Raw genomic sequence first — 18507 nt, forward strand, 5'->3', positions numbered from 1 at the left:
CAGCCTCAGACCAGTCCGTCGGCCGTCACGTCGTACGTCTGCGAGCCGACCCGGAGGCCGGTCAGGCGGGCGTTCGGGTCGAGTGCCGCGACCTGTGGGCTCGCGGTGACGGTGCCGTCCAACGCGACCTCGATGCCGAAGACGCCCTCCAGAACCAGGCTGACCCAGGCACCGGACGACGAGCAGGACCAGTCGATCAGGTACGGGAACTGCGGCGGCGACTTCCGCGCGCCACCGGCCATCGGCGGCTGCGCCTCCTCGACGAAATGCGCCTGACCGCACGGACCCTGGTTCGCGGACTTGGCGAGTCCCGGCAGCCAGTCGAGCAGTACGTCGCCGCGCCCGAGCGCGAACAGTGCGCGCCCCGCGTCCGCCGGCCACGCCGGGTATGCGCCGTTCCACTGGTGGTCCGGACGGACGCTGAACGCGGCATCCGCGTCGTACGGCGACAGCGCGCGCATCCACGTGGGCGTCTGCAGCTCCCGCTGGAAGAACGACACCATCTCGGCGCACTGCGACTCGGACAGGTCGTCCGGGATCGTCGTACCGATGATGTTGAAGTCGTAGCAGTGCCGGACCGGGACGAGCGAGCCGTCCGGCTGCCGCGCGTGCCAGAACCCCTTGCCCTCGACGTACAGCTCGTTGACGTGCCCTGCCTGCTCAGACGCCTCTTTGCGGAGCAGAGCGGCTCGGTCCGCGTCACCGGACCGGTCCGCGAGCTCAGCCGCCACCCGCAGGCACCAGACGTTGGCCGCGTTGAAGCTGGCCACCTCGTGCACGTAGCTGCTCACACACTCCAGCAGGTTGTCGATGCCGCCGTAGTCGGCCAGCGCGTGCTCACCGCGCAGTCCGCGCCAGGCGGTCGCCCAGTCGTGCACATGCTCCGTGACTGGCTTCGGACCAACGGAAACGTCCAGGAACGCCGAGTCTCCGCTGAAGCGCACGTAGTCGCGTACCAGCCGGGTCATGGCGAAGTCGTTCACCGAGTACCAGTAGCCGACCGGTCCACCGGTCAGCCACTCGGTACCGAAGTGCTTGTGGGTGTCCAGCTCGATCCAGTGCTCGATGTGCTTCCGCATCGGCTCCGGATCCAGCAGCGCATGCGCGAGCGAGGACAGGCTGTAGTCCCAGATGAACGTCGTGGTCTGCCAGTACCGCGGCATCAACGTGTCGTACGTCCGCCCGAGCACACTGGCCGGGTTGTCCCGCCGGAACCAGATGACCCCGAGCACACCCCACCAGTACAGCTTCCGCAACGCCTCGTTGGACGTCTCCAGCACGGGCAGGGACCCGCTGAAGCCGTCGCTGGACGGGTCGAACGCGTCGGCGATCGCCACGTCCCACATGCTCTCCGCGACCGAGATCACCGCCGGTACGTCGGCCACGCAGACGTCGAAGTGCTCCGTAGCCTCCTCCAGCGTCCCCGCCAGCACATGGACGTACGACAGCCGCCCGCGCCCCGCCTCGTCCAGGACGACCGTTGCCTCGAGCATCGCCCTGTCCACGGTGCTGGGCACATCCAGGCCCTGGATGCTCACGGCGGATCCGGATTCGCCGGTGCCTACAACCCGATTGTCGACAACCGACAGTGCGTTCACCTCGGACGGAGGCTCCGGCTTCAGCCAGCCGCTGCCTGAGCGAGTCGCCGTACTGTCCAGGGCGAGGCCTAGGTGGACCGAGCGGCCGGGTGCGCCGGAGACCTCCAGCTGGACAACCACCGCCGGTCGGCCGGGCGCACAGGCGGTGGTAGTACGGAGGTCGAGGCCGTCGACCGTGGTGGAGCGGATCACGCAGTCCGGGCGCCACACGACCTCCACTGTGCCGCCGTACGAGCGCGCCAGGCGCCCGTCGACGTACAGCTGGCCGGTGATGGTGTCGCCGTGCGAGTACGGCGGGAAGTTGACGCTCCGAATCGCCACGACGTCGTGGTCGACCTGCGCCGTCCCCAGGAAGTTGGTCAGCCCCGGCGGGTTGAACATGTCGTCGTACGTGTGGACAAGGACGTCGCTCGCCAGGTCGGCGGAACGCGGAATCATGACGGGTCGGCCCAATCGGAGTTCGGGAGCAAGGGATACCAGTCCGGGCGGGCCGGATCGCGGTCGTAGGGGTACGGGCCGAGTTCGCGGAAGAGTTCGGCGTACTCGGCCAGCTTGTCGCGGTCCAGCTCGACGCCCAGGCCGGGCGCGTCGGGGACCGCGATCGCGCCGTCGGCGTACGGCAGCTTGCCGCCGGCAATGATGTCGTCGCGCAGGTGGTGGTAGTGCGCGTCCGCGGCGAACGACAGGTTCGGTACGACGGCGCCGAGGTGCAGCATCGTCGCGAGCTGGATGCCGAGCTCGCCGGACGAGTGCACCGCGACCCCGAGCTGGAACGTCTCGCAGACGCCGGCCGCCTTGATACACGGCCGGATACCGCCCCAGAACGTCGTGTCCAGCAGGATCACGTCGACCGCGGGATCACGGACGTTCGCAGCGAGCTGCTCGAAGTTCACCACGACGGTGTTCGTCGCGAGCGGGATCGGGGTGTTCTCGCGGACCCGGCGCATCCCGTTCAGGCCCCAGGTCGGGTCCTCGAGGTAGTCGTTGTCGAGGTCCTCGATCCCGCGGGCGAACCGGATCGCCTCCTCGACGCTGAACGCGCCGTTCGGGTCGAAGCGCACGCGGTGCCCGGGGAACGCCTCGGCCAGCGCGCGGAAGCACTCGCGTTCGTAGTCCGGCGGGAACACGCCGCCCTTGAGCTTGTGCACGCTGAAACCGTGCTGGTCGACCAGTTCGCGGGCGTGCGCGACCAACTGTTCCGCCGTACGGATCTCGCCGGTCCCGTCGTCGTTCGGGTGCCGGAAGAACAGGTAGCTCGCGAAAGGCACGTGTGAGCGCACCTTTCCGCCGAGCAACGCGTGCACAGGTACGCCGAGCTCTCGGCCCTGCAGATCGAGACATGCGAACTCAATTGCCGCCAGCAACTGGGTCCGGTTGTTGTACAGGCTCGCGGTCGGGTTGGCGAGCATCCAGCGCAGCGCCTCGGTGCGCGCCGGGTCGTGACCGACGAGATACGGCTTGAGCCCGGTGACCGCGGCCTCGGCGCTCTGCCCGCCGCCGCCCATCTCACCGAGACCGATCAGCCCGTTGTCGGCCTCGACCTCCACGACGGTCCGTACGAAACGTCCCCAGTGCGCTCCGTTGCTGTGCCGCAGCGGCGCCTCCAACGGCATCGTCACCGTGGTCGCCCGAATGTCGACGATCTTCACTTCGCGTCCTCCGGCAGTACGACGGCCAGCCCGGCGGTCAACCCGCCGTCGACCTTCACGTCGGCTCCGGTCACGAACGACGCGGCCGGCGAGGACAGGAAGTAGATGACCTCGGCAACCTCTCCCGGCGTCGCGACCCGCCCCAGCGGATGCGAGCGCCCCCACTCGGCGACGACGTCGTCCGTCGAGCGTCCACCGCCGAACTGCGCCGCGGATGTGCGCAGCATCGGTGTGTCCACAGAGCCCGGACAGACCGCATTCACCCGGATCCCGTCCGGAGCGTGATCCACCGCCATCGCTCGTACGAGACTCAGCAACGCGCCTTTACCCATCGAGTACGCCGCGACGCCCGTCTGCGCCGCATACGCCTGCACGGACGACACCACCACGACACTCCCGCCGCGCGACATCCGCGGGACGAACGCCTGGCATGCGAAGAACACGCCCCCGACGTTCACCGCCATCACCTCGTCGTACACGTTCGAAGGCGTATCAACCACGGTTCCGTACCGTTGCACGCCCGCCGCGCATACCAGCACGTCCACCGCGCCGATCTCCTCGGCGACGGATGCGAGCGCGGCCCGGTCTGCAACATCCACCTGCACACCGGTGACGCCGCTCAGACCGGCCAGCGCCTGGGCGTCCCGGTCCAGGGCGATCACCCGGTCCCCGGCGGCGATGAAGCGTTCGACTGCACCTCGTCCGATGCCGGCGGCACCACCGGTCACGACGACTGTGCGACTCATATGTGTCCTCTCAGAACTGGCCCAGGGCGAGGCCCCGGGAGAAGAAGCGTTGGGCGGCGAGGAAGAGGATGACCGTGGGCAGCGAGACGAGCAGGCCACCGGCCAGCACGGTCGGGAGCGACGCCCCGCCGTACGTGCTCTGCAGACCGGTGAGGGCCGGCATGATCGGGCGGACCGAGTCCGACTGGCTCAGGGTCAGGCCGAGCAGCAGGTCGTTCCAGACGAACGTCGCCTGCAGGATGAAGATCGCGGCCAGCGCCGACCCCGCCATCGGCAGGTAGATGCTGCGGAAGATCCGGAACAGCCCGCCGCCGTCGACCACCGCGGCCTCGAACACACTGCGCGCGATCCCGGTGAAGAAGTTCCGCATCACGAACGCCGAGAACGGCACGCTGATCGCGGTGTAGACGATGATCATCCCGGTCCGGGTGTCGTACAGCCCGGAGTTCGCGTACCCGGAGAACAACGGCATCAGGATCATCTGCAGCGGAAAGATCGTCCCGCCGAAGATGAACACGAACCACAGGAAGCCGCGTTTCAGCCGCAGTACGACGATCGCGTACCCGGCCGCCGAGCCGATGAGTACCGCGAGCACCGGCGCGATCACGCTGTACATCGTGGTCGCGACCAAGGTGTCCCCCAGCGCCGCCTTGCTCCAGGCGTCACCGAAGTTCGCGAACAACGAGAACCCGGCCGGCTTCCACACGGTCTTCGCGTCGTACCCGTCGACGGACTTCGACGCGTTCACGACCAGCAGGTAGACCGGCGCGAGCCAGATCAGCCCCAGCACGATCAGAACCGCCGTCTTAACCCTGCTCACGGGCGTCCCCCAACTGGTAGCGCAGGTACAGGATCGAGGCCGCGAAGGTGACCAGGCTGAGGAACAGCGCGATCGCGGCGCCCTGGCCGTAGTCGTTCAGGACGAAGGTCTCCTTGTACATGGACAGTGCCAGCGTCTCGGACGACGTACCCGGGCCGCCTTGTGTCATCACCCACACCACGTCGAACGTCTTCAGGCTGCCGACGATCGAGAGTCCGATGACGACGGTGGTGATCGGGCGGAGCTGCGGCCACAGGTGGTGGCGGAACAGACTGAAGCCTTCGGCGCCGTCCAGCCGAGCGGCCTCCAGTGGCTCAGCAGGGATCGACTGCAGGCCGACCACGAACAGCAGCGCGTTCACGCCGGCCGCCTGCCAGGTGACGGCCACGATCATCATCAGCGTGTTGCCGGGACCTGCCTGCAGCCAGCCGGTGTGGGCACCCGGGAGCCCGAAGAACCCGAGTGCCTGGCCCAGTGCGCCGTCCGGCTGCAGTACGAAGCCCCAGATGACGCCGACGGCCACACCGGAGATCGCGTACGGCAGCAGGAACGGCAGCCGCAGCCACGTGCCCCACTTGTGCCCGTAGGTCAGTACGGCGATCAGTAGGCCGAGTGCGACGGGCAGGGTGACCATGCCGACCACCCACAGCAGCGTGTTGACCAGTGCCCCGATCAGATCGGGGTCACTGAACATCGCCTTGTAGTTGGCCAGCCCGGACCACATGGGCGACGCGAGCCCGTCGTAGTCGGTGAAGCTGACATACGTGGTCCACACCAACGGCAGGTACAGCAGGAGTGCGACGACCGCTACAGCTGGTAGGCCGAACAGGGGCGCCTTACGCGCCCCTGTCCGGTCCAGGGCCTGATTGCTCACTTCTGCTTGGCCCAGTACGCGTCCGCCTCGGCCTGGATCTTCTGCAGGCCCGGCATCGGGTCACCCGGCTTGGTCACGAACGCGCCGAACACCTCGAGGGCCTTGTTCGCCACCGGAACCGGTGTCGCCTCGAACCACCTGTTGATCAGGCGGTATCCGTTGACGTCCTTGTTCAGCTGCGCCAGCCCCGGGTCCTTGACCTCGGCCTTCGGGTTGAACGACAGGTCGCCGCGGGAGTTCGCCCACGCGGTCTGCGCCTGCGGCGTGACCCACCAGTCGGTCCACTTCTTGACGGTCGACGCGTGATCCGACGCCGCGGCCGAACAGACCGGGCCGGTCTCGAAGATCATCGAGGTCTTCGGCAGCGCCGGATTCACGTTCGGGATCACGAAGAAGTCGTAGTCGGTACCGGCCTTCATCTTCAGCGTGTTCAGGTTGCCGCTGAACCAGGTGCCGAAGTTGATCATCGCGACGTCGCCGTTCTTCAGCTGCGCCTGCGGCTCGGTCTTCGCGCCCGGGTCACTGAAGTACCCGGCGTCGATCATCTTCTTCCACTCGTTCATCACCTCGACCACGCCCGGGTCGGTGTACTTCGCCTTACCGGCGGCGAGCGCGTCGTACAGGTCCGGGTCCTTGCCGGCCAGCAGCGTCTCGAACCAGACGAACGAGAACAGGATGTTGGTCTGGTAGAACGGCTTCACGCCCGCGGCCTTGACCTTGTCGGCCACCTGCAGGAGCTCGGCCCACGTCTTCGGGGTCGCGGTGATCCCGGCCTTCTTGAAGACGGCCTTGTTGTAGTACATCACCCAGTAGCCGGCGTTCAGCGGGACGCAGTACTGCTTGCCGTCGAACGTGAAGTACTGCTTGAGCTGCTCCGGGATGTTGCCGTCAGCAACCGCTTTGGTCCACTGGTCGGTGGTCTCGGCGACGAGCTTCTGGTCCACCAGGTCCTGAAGTTCCTTGCCGGTGTGCCACGTGAAGAGGTCGGCCTTCTCCTTGGTCCGGAACGACGACCGGATGAAGGCGGTGTACGTGTTCGAGTCGGAGTACCCGACCGGTTCCATGCCGACGCCGACGTCCTTCTTGCTGGCCGCCCCGACCTGGGTGAACGCGTCCTTCCAGCCGCCCTTGTCGTTGTAGAACTTCAGCGAGTCGACCGGCTTATCCTCGCCCTTCTTCGGAGCAGCGGCGCCGCCACCGCCACAGGCGGACAGAGCCAGCACTCCGGCGACGGCCAACGCGGTCAGCGCCTTCCGGTGAATCATGGTGTTCCTCTCAGCTCAGGGTTGCTGAAAACGTTCGTTGATGACGGCCAGTACGCCGTCGAGGTGCTCGCGGGTGAGCAGTTCGGCCAGGTCCGCGTCGCCGGACCGGACCGCGTCGTAGATCGCGCGGTGCTCGTCCAGGTCGGCCTGCCGGTCGCCGTGGATGTGCAGGATCTCCAGCTGCTCCCGGGCGTTCACGACCGTGACCGACTCGACCACCTCGGCCAGCGTCGAGTTCCCGGACGCCTGCGCTAGTGAGCGGTGGAAGTCCATGTTCACTTCGGCCAGTTGCGCGTGGTCGCCGGACGCGATCAGCTCGGCCGCGGTGTCCAGGTCCTTGGCCATCTGCTCCAGCGCGGCCTCTGCACGCGTCTGCGCTGCCAGTGCGGCTACAGGTGGCTCGATCAGGGCACGGGCCTGCAGGAGCTCCACCAGCCGGTCCGGACTCGGTGCCAGCGCGAGGGGGTTGGCCAGAACCAGCCGGCCGACGTTCGGACCGACGTACACGCCAGAGCCATGTCTGAGCTCGACGGCTCCGGTGGCCTCCAGCCGACGCAGCGCTTCCCGCACGGTGGGTACGGCGACCTTGAACCGTTCCGCCAGCGACCGCACGGCCTCGAACTGGTCACCCGGCGCCAGCTTCCGCTCCGCGATCAGGGCCAGCATGGACGTCGCCAGATCGTCGAGCAGACTCCGCCGTACGACGCCTCCCGTGGAGCTCACTTGGCCGCCGCCAGCGTGACCCACACGAACCGCGGGCGGTAGATGCTCACGTCGCCGTACAGCTCGTCGCTGACCAGGCTGTTGACGTTGTAGCTCACCAGGAGCGAGGTACCGCGTCGCAGGTCGGGGTGGTCGTGGGAGTTGTACGTGATGATGTTCCCGCCCGTCTCGGGGGTCTGGTACAGCTCGATCGGCTTCACCCACGGACCGGTCGGCGAGCAGGAGAAGTACCCGAGGACGCGCTTGCTGAACAGCTCGTTGGTGTCGTGCGTGACCAGCAGGTAGCCGTCACTCCAGCGGGTCACACTGTGCTCGTTGGCGACGCCCTGGAGCACCCGGGCGGACGCGGTCTCGTCGCTGGACCAGCCCGAGCCGGTCCAGTACTCCCACGGCTTCGCGGTCAGGTCGTCGCCACGGACCCGGGCGACATGCTGGTACTTCGCGGCGCCCAGGTCCTCGACGCCGTAGACGTACGTGTACCCGCGGTCCCTCAGCAGCCAGCCGGACCACTGCACGTTCGCACCCGACGGAATCGGGGTGAGGCTCTTGAGCTTGTACGTGGTGCTGTCGAACCGAGCCAGGTAGTTGCTGGCCCAGCGCCAGTCCCACTGACCCGTCCCGGTCTTCTCGAAGCGCAGCGCGACCACGTCGAGGTCACGGCCGGCGTGGCTGGTCTGCGCCGCACCGAACCAGTACCAGCCGTTGGACGGCGGCGGAACGAGCGCGGTCGGGTTGGTCGCCGTACCGCCGGTGACCGTCTTCAACCGACTGCCCTGCTGGATCACGAACGAGTTGTTGAGGAACGGCGTGGTCTTCGGACGGCTGCCGTCCGGGTTCACCGGGCCGAGGAACGTGTCGGAGAAGACCCACGCCGTACGGCCGCCGGGAAGCGGAACGGAGTAGGTGCTGTCCGCACCCGTCCAGCCCTTCCCGGTGTCGGAGTACGCGTTCAGCAACCCCTCGGGGGCCGCGTGGGGGGTCGTCTGAGCGGTCCAGTTCGTCTGGACAGCGCTGCAGCTCGACGGGCTTGCAGCGGCGGGGACAGCGAGGCCTGCTGCCGTGAGTGACAACGCGACTACCGCAACCAAGGGACGGGACATGAAAATGATCAGATCACTTGGTCATTTTGGCTGTCAAGAGTCAGGGTTGGATCAGGGCGCGTACTGAGAGTGGCGTTACCCGGCGGGTGGGAGGATCGACGGCATGAAGAACTTGATCATCAGGTTGCTGGTCAACGCGGTCGCGCTGGCGGCGGCGAGCTGGCTCGTCTCCGGAATCACCCTGCAGGGCGCGACCACCGGCAAGCGGGTGCTGACGCTGCTGATCGTGGCCGCGATCTTCGGCGTCGTGAACGCGATCGTGAAGCCCGTGGTGAAGGTGCTGTCCTTCCCGCTGCTGATCCTGACCCTGGGGCTGCTGACCTTCGTGATCAACGCGGTGATGCTGTGGCTGACGTCCTGGATCACCGGCAAGCTGGATGTCCAGTTCCACGTCGACGGCTTCTGGGCCGCGCTCTTCGGCGCACTGATCATCAGCGTCGTCGGCATGATCCTCAACGCGGTCCTGCCGGAGAAGGCCGAAGTTCACTAGTGCACGTCGAGATCGTCTGCACGGGGAACATCTGCCGGTCGCCGATGGGCGAGGTGGTGCTGCGCGCCAAGCTCGCCGAGGCCGGGCTCGCAGGCGTCGAGGTGACCAGCTCGGGCACCGGCGGCTGGCATGTCGGCGACCGGATGGACCCGCGTGCGGCGGCCGCGCTCCGGCGCCGCGGGTACGACGGCAGCGCGCATCGGGCCCGCCGGTTCCAGCGGACCTGGGACCGGGATCTCGTCCTCGCGATGGACTCGGGACATCTCGCGGAGCTGAGCGGTACCGAGGCGCAGTTGTTCGCGCGCGACGACGTACCGGATCCGTACTACGGCGAGGACGACGGCTTCGACGAGGTCCTCGCACAGATCGAGAAGGCGGCCGACCAATGGGTCGACCGCCTACACCGGTGAGGGTGCAGGGAGCTAACGATGAGGTCAGCCGGATACGGTGCGGAGCGGTCGACTACGCGCGGGCATGAGTCGGTTCTTATCGGGCGACCGGTAGCCGGCAAGTTCGGCCACCTCAGTGTCGTCGAGACCGCGACTGCGGAGATGAGCGTTGATGTGATCGAGGAGTTCAGTCTTCTCACGCGCGATCTCGTCGCTGGCTGGCTCGCGGATGCGCCAACCCCTGGCGGACAGTTGCTTGAAGAGGCTGGTACGGCGCGCGTCGGAGAGCACGCCCAACTGATGGGCGCGTTGGATCAGGGCGGCGACGGACACGCCCCACTCGCGTTTCAGGTCGACCGCCTTGCCAAGAGTCAGGTTGGTCAGTTCAGTCCGGATGAGGACCTCAGGCATGAGGAACTCGGCCGCGAAAGTGTCAGCCTCGCGCTCCATGTCGTCGGTGGCATCTTCGCGATGCAGGACCAAGTGCCCGACCTCGTGGGCTAGGGTCCAGCGGATACGATCGGTCGGATTAGCCGAGTTGACGACGATCACCGGATGGTCTGCGGTCCATTGGGACAGCCCATCGATGCGCTGGTTGCCGAGGTCGGTCACCAGAACGACACTGCCTGCCGCTTCAATCCATCGCACGATCGTCCGGGCCGGCCCAGATGGCATCCTCCACTGAGCCCGAGTCATCCTCGCGGCGTCAGCTGGGTCGACGGTGAACGGGTCGAACCCTGGCATGGTGAGACTCGCCGCGAGCGCGACTTCTTCTCGGAGTAGGTCCGAATGCATGCGCAGCATGTTGAGTTGTGCCTCGAGTTGCCGCCAGACGGTGGGTTTGGCAGTAGCACGGCGGCGCATATGGGCGTCGACAGCCAGTGCTGCTGTCGGTCGGCTTGCTCGCTCCAGGAACCGGACGGTGACGCCAAGGGCGTCAGCAATCCGGTTGATGATGTCGGTGTCGGGCTCGCGGAGGTCGTTCTCGTAGCGAGACAGCGCGGCCTGGGTGACGCCTACGGTGTTCGCCAGGTCGGCTTGAGTCATTCCAGCAGCGACGCGGGCGGTGACGATGACCTCGCCAAGGCTGCTCATTGTGACCCGGCATCCTTCTCGATCTCGACGGACTCGACGATCTGCGGCAGCGCAGGAAGACTGGTGTCGGGGGTCTGAGGCTGGAAATGCACGACATCACTGTCGCCTGCGGCAGTTTCCGCGAGTTCCACGACCCACAGGACACTTTTCTTGCCGTCCCGGGCGGACAGAACTGCGGTGCCAATCTCGCGGATCTCGGGATCCCACCGGTAGCCGCCGATGAGGCGGATCTCCTGGATCAACTGCGGTGGGTCCTGCAACGCGAAGGCAAGGAACCCATCGGTTGGGTAGGAGGAAACCATGTCGTCGCTGGCGTGCTTCTTGAACCGGAATCGGAAGTTCTGCCCAACGAAGATGTCGCGAGTGGGCTCACGGTCGAGAACTTTGGTGCTCTTCACGTTCGCCTCGAATTGAGCGCGGACGTGCGCGAAGAATTGGTCGTGAACCCAGTTGAGGATGCCACGCTGGCTATGTCGGGCCGCCATGGCGGGGAGTGTGGTCCGGTAGGTCTTCAGATCGGTTCGCGTGTCACGCACCGCGGCGCCGATGGCGTCGAGCGGTGACTGGCCGAGGGCGTCAACCACCGACTGTGTATTTCGCGGGTCAATCATACCGGAGAACATACCACTCGCCTCGGGGAGTGAGTTACACCTGACGCGCCGAGGATGACCAATCCACCGACAGAACCATCTGGAACAGATCGGCGGGCCCCCGGTCCTGCGAACGGCATCTGGGCCTCGCGATGGACTCGGGCATCTCGCGGAGCTGAGCGGTACCGAGGCGCAGTTGTTCGCGCGCGACGACGTACCGGATCCGTACTACGGCGAGGACGACGGCTTCGACGAGGTCCTCGCGCAGATCGAGAAGGCGGCCGACCAATGGGCCGACCGCCTCCGTGATCAGGCCTGACCGATCTCCGACTTCAGGCTCACGAACCAGTCGGCGGTCGGGTCGAACTCCTTGCCGCCGGCGATCCGCGGGAACTCGATGGCGCGCAGTTCGTCGCCGCGCTCCTCGTCGTGGCCGACGACGCCGGACTCACCGCGCAGCGCCGCGTCGACCGCGTAGTCGGTGCACTCCTTGATCAGCGCGAGGTCACGGTCGTTGGCCGCGGCCGAGCGGCTGAAGTACCCGCTCTTCTGCACCATGGTCTTCTCCGCACCGATCCGCTCCGCGAACTGCTTCGCGAACCACGCGCCCGGGTTGATGGTGTCCAGCTTGACGTGCCCGAACGGGTCCCGGCCGACCTCCTCGCCACGGGCCTCCATCTCCGCCACGATCGACGGCACGCCGGCCCCCTCGGACAGGAAGATGTTGACGCAGTCCTCCTCGTCCATCACCTTCCGCAGCCGCTCCGCCTCGGCGTCCAGGTCGATCGTTGCCTCCGGCACGTACACGGCGTGCACCGACCAGCCGGCCTTGTCCAGACCGATCCCCGGGTTCCACTCCTGCTCGTCGACCCACTGCTGGTAGGCCTGAGCCGTGGCCGCGGTCAGCCAGCCGCAGTTCCGGCCCATCACCTCGTGGACGATCAGCATCCGCGGGTTCGAGGTGTGCTCGGCGATGATGTTGCGGGCGAACAGCGCGCCCTGCTCGGCCGCGGTCCAGGCGCCCAGGCTCTGCCGGATCGGGACCACGTCGTTGTCGATCGTCTTCGGCAGGCCGACCACGGTCAGGTCGTAGTCGTGCTCCTGCAGGTACGCCGCGAGGTCGGCGGCCGTGGTGTTGGTGTCGTCCCCGCCGATGGTGTGCAGTACGTCGACACCGTCCGCGACGAGCCGCTCGGCCGCGACCTGGAGGGCGTTCTGCCCGTCCTGGATCAGGCCGCGCTTGACCAGGTCGGCGGTGTTGGTCAGCTTCACCCGGCTGTTGCCGATCGGGCTGCCGCCGAACTTGTGCAGCACCGGCGCCTTCTCCCGGACCTCCGGCGTCACGGTCAGGAACCGGCCGCTGAGCAGGCCGTGGTACCCGTTCAGGTAGGCGATGATCTCCACGTCGGGCGCCACGTCGGTGTAGCGCTCGATCAGCCCGCCGACGGCGGACGACAGGCAGGGCGCGAGCCCGCCGGCGGTGAGCAGGGCAACTCGGCGGACAGACTTGTCGGCAGCCATGAGCCAGGGTCCTTCCCGGAGACGAAATCGCCACCAGACTAGTGATGCAGACCACTCTCAGCGGTGGTTGGGGTTCATCCTGCGGACAGCGGCACGCTGCGGGGCGGCACCGGCGTGGAGACGACGAACGAGCTGGTGGTCTGACCGTGCACCAGGAACTTGTCCAGCACGTCCTCCAGCGCGGCGATCTCGGCGACCTGGACGCGCATCAGGAAGCAGTCCTCCCCGGAGATCCGGTGGCACTCGACGACCTCCGGCGTCCGGCCGGCCAGCTCGATGATCTTCGGGATCTGGTTGGGGCCGGGGCGCAGCCGCACCCAGGCGGCGACCGGACGGCCGAGCGCGGCCGGGTCGATGTCGACGCGGTACCCGCGAATCACCCCGGACTCCTCCAGCCGCGCGACCCGCTCGCGCACCGTCGGCGTCGACACCCCCAGCCGTCGCGCGAGCTCGGTGGTCCGTAGCCGAGGGTCGGCCGTGAGCTCGGTCAGGATCCGGGTATTGAGGTCATCCAGGATCTGACTTCTCGTTTCGGTAAGCACAACCGCCTCCTAGGCTCCGATCCGTCATAGATCCTCGCATACTTCGTTCCTACTCTAGTGAGCGTGACAACCCTTACCGAAGCTCCGCCGCGGGCCGGCCGGCTCGCTGCGGGCGCCGCCGCCGTCACGGTCGTCCTGTGGGCGTCGTCGTTCGTCGCCATCCGCCACGTCGGCACCGAGATCTCCGCCGGCGCCCTGTCGCTGGCCCGGCTCGGACTGGGCAGCATCTTCCTCGGCGCCCTCCTCTTCGCTCGTCCCCGACCGGCCGCGACCGTACGTCGTTGGCCCGCGCAGCGCGACTGGCTGCCGCTGATCGCATGTGGCGTGCTCTGGTTCGGCGTCTACAACCTGGCGCTCAACGAGGCCGAGCGACGGCTCGACGCCGGGACGGCGGCCATGCTCGTCCACATCGCCCCGCTGCTGATCGCCGTCCTCGCCGGAGTCGGTCTCGGTGAGGGCTTTCCACGGCAACTGGTGATCGGCGGCCTGGTCGCGTTCGCCGGCATCGTCGTGATCGGTACGTCGACTTCGAGCGGCCGCGCCGAGACGTGGGGTGTCGTGCTCTGTGTCGTCGCCGCGATCTCGTACGCCGTCGGCGTGGTCACGCAGAAGCCGCTCCTGAGCCGTCTGCCTGCTGCTGAGGTCACCTGGCTCGCCTGCACGATCGGAGCGGTCGTCTGCCTGCCGTTCGCGCCCAGACTGCTCGAAGAGGTCCGCTCGGCCGACGTAGGCACCATCTGGTGGATGGTCTACCTGGCGGCGTTCCCGACCGCGCTCGGCTTCACCACCTGGGCCTTTGCGCTCCGGCGTACGAGTGCCGGCCGGATGGGAGTCACCGTGTACGCCGTGCCGGTGGTCGCGATCGTGCTGGGCTGGCTGCTGCTCGGTGAGGCTCCGACCGTGGTGGCGCTGGCCGGCGGTGCGCTGTGCCTGGCCGGCGTCGCTATCTCCAGGAGAATCACATGAAGTTCGGCGTTCGTTTACAGCGGTTCGCCGAGGAGGTCGGGCCGCTGTTCGGCGAGGTGCTGGTGAATGCCGTCGTACGCCGTGACCGGCGGGAGTAGGCGCTTGGGGATCTTGGTGACCACGCTGTAGTTGGCGTCGACCACGTTCGCCAGTGGGACCTCGCTGACCTGGCTGAGCAGCTGGTACGCGTCCAGCTTGTCCAGCCCGTACAGGTCACCGAGCCAGCGCACCATGTCCACCTGACCGGCCCGCCACGCGTCCTCGAGCGGCCGGCTCGACCCGATCACGGACAGGTACTCGTCGCTCTCCAGCCGCGGCCAGACCGGTCCCGGCGTCTTGAGCAGCTCCACGATCAGTACGACGTTCATCGCGCCCTCGACCGCGGTGCCGCAGGACTCGCCCTCACCCTGCCGGTAGTGGCCGTCGCCGACCGAGAACAGTGCGCCCTCGACGTTGACGTTCAGGTAGCAGGTGGTCCCGGCCCGCATCTCCGGCGTGTCCATGTTGCCGCCGAACGTGTCCGGCACCAACGCCGAGCGGACCTCACCACCCGCGGGCGCGACGCCGACGGTACCGAGCATCGGCTCGAGCGGCAGCGCCACCTCCAGCTCACTCCCCTGTGCCTGGAACCCGACCGTCCGGCGAGCGCTGTCCACCTCGTAGATCCAGGTCCGCTCCGGCAGCGGGTCCTGCAGCGTCGCGGTCCGGTCGGTGCTGGTCAGCCCGCCGAAGAACGGGATCGTCGCCGACGCGCCCCAGCTCCGGGCCGGGGTCAGCTCGACGAAGTGCAGCACCAGCGTGTCACCCGGCTCGGCGCCCTCGACGTAGAACGGCCCGGTCTGCGGGTTGACGAACGGCATCGTCAGCGAGGCGCTCGCGAGGTCCGTCGTACTGCGCAGGCTCCCGGCGAACGCGTCCTCGGTCCACAGGCGGAGCGCGGTGCCCGGCTTGACCCGGCGGACCGGCGCGACACCCCCGAAGGTCCAGGCGAAGTCGGCGGGCTCGGGGGTGAATTCCAGAACGTCCACGTCTGGCAACCTAAGGTGTCCTGGAGGTGTTGTGCGAGCGATCAGCGGGTTCTCAGGCGATTCTCACAGAAGCGACCTACTCTCGGCTGAGCGGAACTTCGAGCGGAGCGGGGCAAGACGATGCGGGTACTGGTGGTGGACGACGACCGGGCGGTCCGGGACTCGCTGCGCCGTTCGCTGGAGTTCAACGACTTCGAGGTGGTGACCGCGTCCGACGGCGCCGAGGCGCTCGCGGTGATCGGAAACGTCGAGCCGGACGTCGTGGTGATGGACGTGATGATGCCGCGGCTGGACGGGCTGGAGACCACCAAGGCCTTGCGGGCCGCGGGCAACAATGTGCCGATCCTGGTGCTCACCGCGCGGGACGCGGTCGCAGACCGGGTGGACGGCCTGGACGCCGGCGGCGACGACTACCTCACCAAGCCCTTCGCGCTGGAGGAGCTGCTGGCCCGGCTGCGTGCGCTGCTGCGCCGCAGCACCACCCCGGGCGAGGGCGGCCAGCGCGGCGAGGTGCTGCAGTACGCCGACCTCGTGGTCGACGTCGACGCGCACGAGGTGCACCGCGGCGACGTGGCGATCCAGCTCACCCGGACCGAGTTCTCGCTGCTCGAGCTGCTGATCCGCAACCCGCGCCGGGTGCTCGAGCGCGCGGTCATCCTGGACGCTGTCTGGGGCTACGACTTCCCCACCACCGCGAACTCGCTCGAGGTGTACGTGGGCTATCTGCGCCGTAAGACCGAGGTCAACGGTCTGCCGCGCCTGATCCACACCGTCCGCGGCATCGGGTACGTACTGAGGGACACCCCGCCGTGAGTGAGCAACACCCTGAGCAGTTCCCCTCGTACGCCGATCGACCGCAGCAACCGCAGCAGCAGCCGGCACCGTCCGCGCGGCCCGTTGCCAGCAGCAACGGCAATCGTGTCGCGGCGACCGCTGCCCGGACCCAGACCTGGTGGAACGAGACGCTCCACAAGCTCACGCTGCATGCCCGCGTGACGCTGCTCGCCGCGGTCGCGGTCGGCCTCGCGGTGGCGATCGTCAGCGTCGCGGCCTACGTCACCGTGCGCCAGCAGATGTACCAGAACCTGGACGACAGCCTGATCCAGCGGGCCGGGCAGGCCGCGCAGAAGGGCGTCCTGACCAACCTCGACAACCTGCAGAAGGCCTCCGCGGACGCGTTCGGCCTCAGCGACATCCGCGTCGGCGTGCTGAGCGCGACCGGTGACAAGTACGCACCGATCAACAGTCCGCTGCCGCCGATGGGCGACGACGAGCTCCAGATCGCCCAGAACCAGGGCGACCAGGCCAGCCTGCGAACCGTCGGCGTACGCAACGGCGGATCGCATTTCCGCGTGGTCGCCGTACCCGCCCGGTTCTGCCCGGTGCGCGAGCCGTGCAACTACGACGACGGTCTGTACCAGCCCGGCGCGCTGGTCGTGGCGCAGTCGCTGGGGCCGATCGACCAGACCCTGCACAACCTGGGGATCGTGCTGTGGGCGTTCGGGCTGATCGGCGTGATTGGTGCGGCGCTCGCGGGCAACGCGGTCGCACGGTCCGGTCTGCGGCCGTTGGCGCGACTGACCGGAGCCGCGGAGCACGTCGCGCGGACCGAGGACCTGAAGCCGATTCCGGTGGCCGGGACCGACGAGATCTCGCGGCTGGCGATGGCGTTCAACGCGATGCTCGGCGCGCTCGCGCAGTCCCGCGACCGGCAGCGCCGGCTCGTCGGCGACGCGGGCCACGAGCTCCGGACGCCGCTCACCAGCGTCCGCACGAACCTGGACCTGCTCGCTCAGGCGGACAAGCGCGGCGGTCTCCGGCCCGAGGACAGGCAGCAACTGCTGGACGACGTACGCGCCCAGATGGATGAGCTGACGCAGCTGATCGGCGACCTGACCGAACTGGCCCGCGACACCCCGCAGGTGCGGAACGCGGAGCTGATCGAGCTGTCCAACGTCGTCGAGGACGCCGTCATCAAGGTACGGCGACGCGCGCCCGGGCTGGACTGGCACGTGCAGCTCACGCCGTTCCCGGTCTGGGGTGACGAGCGACTGCTCGGACGCGCGGTCACGAACCTGCTCGACAACGCGGCGAAGTACAGCGTTCCGGAAGGTACGGAGAAGCGCAGCGACGGACAGCCCGTCGGACACGTGACAGTCCGGCTGCTGGACGGCGTACTGACTGTGACCGACTCCGGGCCGGGCATCGCCGAGGCCGACCTGCCCCACGTCTTCGACCGGTTCTACCGCTCCAGCGAGGCCCGCAGCCGTCCTGGATCGGGCCTCGGCCTCGCGATCGTGAAGCACGCGGCAGAGCAGCACGGCGGCATGATCTACGCCCGCAACGTGCCGGGCGCGGGCGCGCAGTTCACCCTGTGGCTGCCGCACGCCGCGACCCAGACTCGGTAAACCGGCCGTGGTCCCGGGACACCGGGCCCCTTGATCAGCCTTCCTCGTCAGCTGCGCTGAGCTCGGCGTTGATCCGCAGCGCTTCGGCCAGTTGGTCCTCCAGGATGATGATCCGGCAGGCGGCTTCCAGCGACGTCCCGTTGTCTACCAGTTCGCGAGCGCGGCCGGCCAGGCGGAGCTGGTAGCGGGAATAGCGGCGGTGTCCGCCCTCGGAGCGCTGGGGGGTGATCAGTTTCGCCTCGTCCAGACTGCGCAGAAATCCTGGCGTGGCGCCGAGCAACTCGGCGGCCCGTCCCATCGTGTAGGCGGGGAAGTCCTCGTCGTCCAAGTTCGTTGCGGGTGTTTCAGGGTCATCTGACATCGTCTGCTCCACTGGCCGGCCTGGGGTCATCGCACCTCCGTGTCGAGGGCCCCGGTGCCGAAGCACCGGGGCCCTGGGTTTGGATTGTCACCATCTACCGACCCTCGGGCCGGCCTCTACTTCCGCGGTCCGCCTTGAAGGCCGGACTCCGCTGGGATCGCACAATGCGTAACCGAGAACCACCTTCCAATCACGATGGGACTGCGGTACCCGCCCGGCGAAAGACAGCCAGAGCGGGCGATCCTGATGATGTAATCCACTCCTCTTCTTCAGTGTTCCGACTTCTTACTTCGTTACTGCTGGTACCGCGTTACTACTGGTACTGCTGATACTGCCTGGGCG

General features: G+C 67.8%; 20 protein-coding genes. 6 read left to right on the plus strand and 14 right to left on the minus strand.

All coding sequences use genetic code 11. The features are described 5' to 3' along the window. Positions 1 to 5: 5 nt before the first annotated feature. Genes E0H50_RS01885 through E0H50_RS01920 form a run of 8 tightly spaced genes read right to left on the minus strand, consistent with a single transcriptional unit; the run spans position 6 to position 8775 of the window. Positions 6 to 2036 (minus strand): glucosidase family protein, encoded by a 2031-nt coding sequence (locus tag E0H50_RS01885; protein WP_131284063.1) that lies wholly within the window; start codon positions 2034 to 2036, stop codon positions 6 to 8. Beyond that, a complete protein-coding gene (locus tag E0H50_RS01890) occupies positions 2033 to 3247 on the minus strand; it encodes an enolase C-terminal domain-like protein (RefSeq protein ID WP_131284065.1) in 1215 nt (404 codons plus the stop codon). The genes E0H50_RS01885 and E0H50_RS01890 overlap by 4 nt, the downstream gene beginning before the upstream one ends. Then, the gene (locus tag E0H50_RS01895) at positions 3244 to 3993 is read right to left on the minus strand and encodes an SDR family NAD(P)-dependent oxidoreductase (RefSeq protein WP_131284067.1); all 750 of its coding nucleotides are present in this window, start codon (positions 3991 to 3993) and stop codon (positions 3244 to 3246) included. The genes E0H50_RS01890 and E0H50_RS01895 overlap by 4 nt, the downstream gene beginning before the upstream one ends. Before the next feature lie 10 nt (positions 3994 to 4003). Further along, positions 4004 to 4813, minus strand: a complete 810-nt coding sequence (locus E0H50_RS01900; protein WP_131284069.1) for a carbohydrate ABC transporter permease — start codon at positions 4811 to 4813, stop codon at positions 4004 to 4006. Continuing rightward, entirely contained in the window at positions 4800 to 5687 is an 888-nt protein-coding gene (locus E0H50_RS01905) for a carbohydrate ABC transporter permease (RefSeq protein WP_202867971.1), read from the minus strand. Before E0H50_RS01905 ends, E0H50_RS01900 begins: the two co-directional genes overlap by 14 nt. Beyond that, the gene (locus E0H50_RS01910) at positions 5684 to 6952 is read right to left on the minus strand and encodes an ABC transporter substrate-binding protein (protein WP_131284073.1); all 1269 of its coding nucleotides are present in this window, start codon (positions 6950 to 6952) and stop codon (positions 5684 to 5686) included. The genes E0H50_RS01905 and E0H50_RS01910 overlap by 4 nt, the downstream gene beginning before the upstream one ends. 15 nt (positions 6953 to 6967) lie before the next feature. Further along, positions 6968 to 7675 (minus strand): FadR/GntR family transcriptional regulator, encoded by a 708-nt coding sequence (locus tag E0H50_RS01915; RefSeq protein ID WP_202867972.1) that lies wholly within the window; start codon positions 7673 to 7675, stop codon positions 6968 to 6970. Beyond that, positions 7672 to 8775 (minus strand): DUF4185 domain-containing protein, encoded by a 1104-nt coding sequence (locus tag E0H50_RS01920; protein ID WP_131284075.1) that lies wholly within the window; start codon positions 8773 to 8775, stop codon positions 7672 to 7674. Before E0H50_RS01920 ends, E0H50_RS01915 begins: the two co-directional genes overlap by 4 nt. A gap of 103 nt (positions 8776 to 8878) precedes the next feature. Here E0H50_RS01920 and E0H50_RS01925 point away from each other — a divergent pair, with 103 nt between their 5' ends. After that, positions 8879 to 9265, plus strand: a complete 387-nt coding sequence (locus E0H50_RS01925; RefSeq protein ID WP_131284077.1) for a phage holin family protein — start codon at positions 8879 to 8881, stop codon at positions 9263 to 9265. Continuing rightward, positions 9265 to 9675 (plus strand): low molecular weight protein-tyrosine-phosphatase, encoded by a 411-nt coding sequence (locus tag E0H50_RS01930; RefSeq protein WP_202867973.1) that lies wholly within the window; start codon positions 9265 to 9267, stop codon positions 9673 to 9675. Before E0H50_RS01925 ends, E0H50_RS01930 begins: the two co-directional genes overlap by 1 nt. A gap of 24 nt (positions 9676 to 9699) precedes the next feature. On the opposite strand, the gene E0H50_RS01935 is transcribed toward E0H50_RS01930, so the two are convergent. Next, entirely contained in the window at positions 9700 to 10749 is a 1050-nt protein-coding gene (locus tag E0H50_RS01935) for a helix-turn-helix domain-containing protein (RefSeq protein WP_131284079.1), read from the minus strand. Continuing rightward, on the minus strand, positions 10746 to 11360 hold the full coding sequence (locus E0H50_RS01940) for a hypothetical protein (protein ID WP_131284082.1): 615 nt from the start codon (positions 11358 to 11360) through the stop codon (positions 10746 to 10748). The genes E0H50_RS01935 and E0H50_RS01940 overlap by 4 nt, the downstream gene beginning before the upstream one ends. 175 nt (positions 11361 to 11535) lie before the next feature. Here E0H50_RS01940 and E0H50_RS01945 point away from each other — a divergent pair, with 175 nt between their 5' ends. Further along, positions 11536 to 11658 carry an arsenate reductase/protein-tyrosine-phosphatase family protein gene (locus E0H50_RS01945; RefSeq protein ID WP_238150710.1) on the plus strand — a complete coding sequence of 41 codons (123 nt, stop codon included), beginning with the start codon at positions 11536 to 11538 and terminating at the stop codon, positions 11656 to 11658. Here the strand turns inward: E0H50_RS01945 and E0H50_RS01950 are convergent. After that, on the minus strand, positions 11649 to 12860 hold the full coding sequence (locus E0H50_RS01950) for a pyrophosphate--fructose-6-phosphate 1-phosphotransferase (protein WP_131284086.1): 1212 nt from the start codon (positions 12858 to 12860) through the stop codon (positions 11649 to 11651). The genes E0H50_RS01945 and E0H50_RS01950 overlap by 10 nt on opposite strands. Positions 12861 to 12934: 74 nt before the next feature. After that, a complete protein-coding gene (locus E0H50_RS01955) occupies positions 12935 to 13402 on the minus strand; it encodes an Lrp/AsnC family transcriptional regulator (RefSeq protein ID WP_202867974.1) in 468 nt (155 codons plus the stop codon). Positions 13403 to 13465: 63 nt separating this feature from the next. Here E0H50_RS01955 and E0H50_RS01960 point away from each other — a divergent pair, with 63 nt between their 5' ends. Next, positions 13466 to 14368 carry a DMT family transporter gene (locus tag E0H50_RS01960; protein ID WP_131284088.1) on the plus strand — a complete coding sequence of 301 codons (903 nt, stop codon included), beginning with the start codon at positions 13466 to 13468 and terminating at the stop codon, positions 14366 to 14368. Positions 14369 to 14382: 14 nt separating this feature from the next. Here the strand turns inward: E0H50_RS01960 and E0H50_RS01965 are convergent, their stop codons facing one another. Continuing rightward, positions 14383 to 15396: an acetamidase/formamidase family protein gene (locus E0H50_RS01965; RefSeq protein ID WP_131284090.1), complete on the minus strand. Its 1014-nt coding sequence runs from the start codon at positions 15394 to 15396 to the stop codon at positions 14383 to 14385. Between the two features lie 120 nt (positions 15397 to 15516). On the opposite strand from E0H50_RS01965, the gene E0H50_RS01970 reads away from it, so the two are divergent. Together E0H50_RS01970 and E0H50_RS01975 are read left to right on the plus strand one after the other, a co-directional pair. After that, positions 15517 to 16209: a response regulator transcription factor gene (locus E0H50_RS01970; protein ID WP_131284092.1), complete on the plus strand. Its 693-nt coding sequence runs from the start codon at positions 15517 to 15519 to the stop codon at positions 16207 to 16209. Next, entirely contained in the window at positions 16206 to 17804 is a 1599-nt protein-coding gene (locus E0H50_RS01975) for a sensor histidine kinase (protein ID WP_238150711.1), read from the plus strand. The genes E0H50_RS01970 and E0H50_RS01975 overlap by 4 nt, the downstream gene beginning before the upstream one ends. 34 nt (positions 17805 to 17838) lie before the next feature. On the opposite strand, the gene E0H50_RS01980 is transcribed toward E0H50_RS01975, so the two are convergent. After that, positions 17839 to 18165: a MerR family transcriptional regulator gene (locus E0H50_RS01980; RefSeq protein ID WP_131284094.1), complete on the minus strand. Its 327-nt coding sequence runs from the start codon at positions 18163 to 18165 to the stop codon at positions 17839 to 17841. Positions 18166 to 18507: the final 342 nt, after the last annotated feature.

Origin of the sequence: Kribbella sindirgiensis, assembly GCF_004331435.1 — a bacterium.
Taxonomy (GTDB): domain Bacteria; phylum Actinomycetota; class Actinomycetes; order Propionibacteriales; family Kribbellaceae; genus Kribbella; species Kribbella sindirgiensis.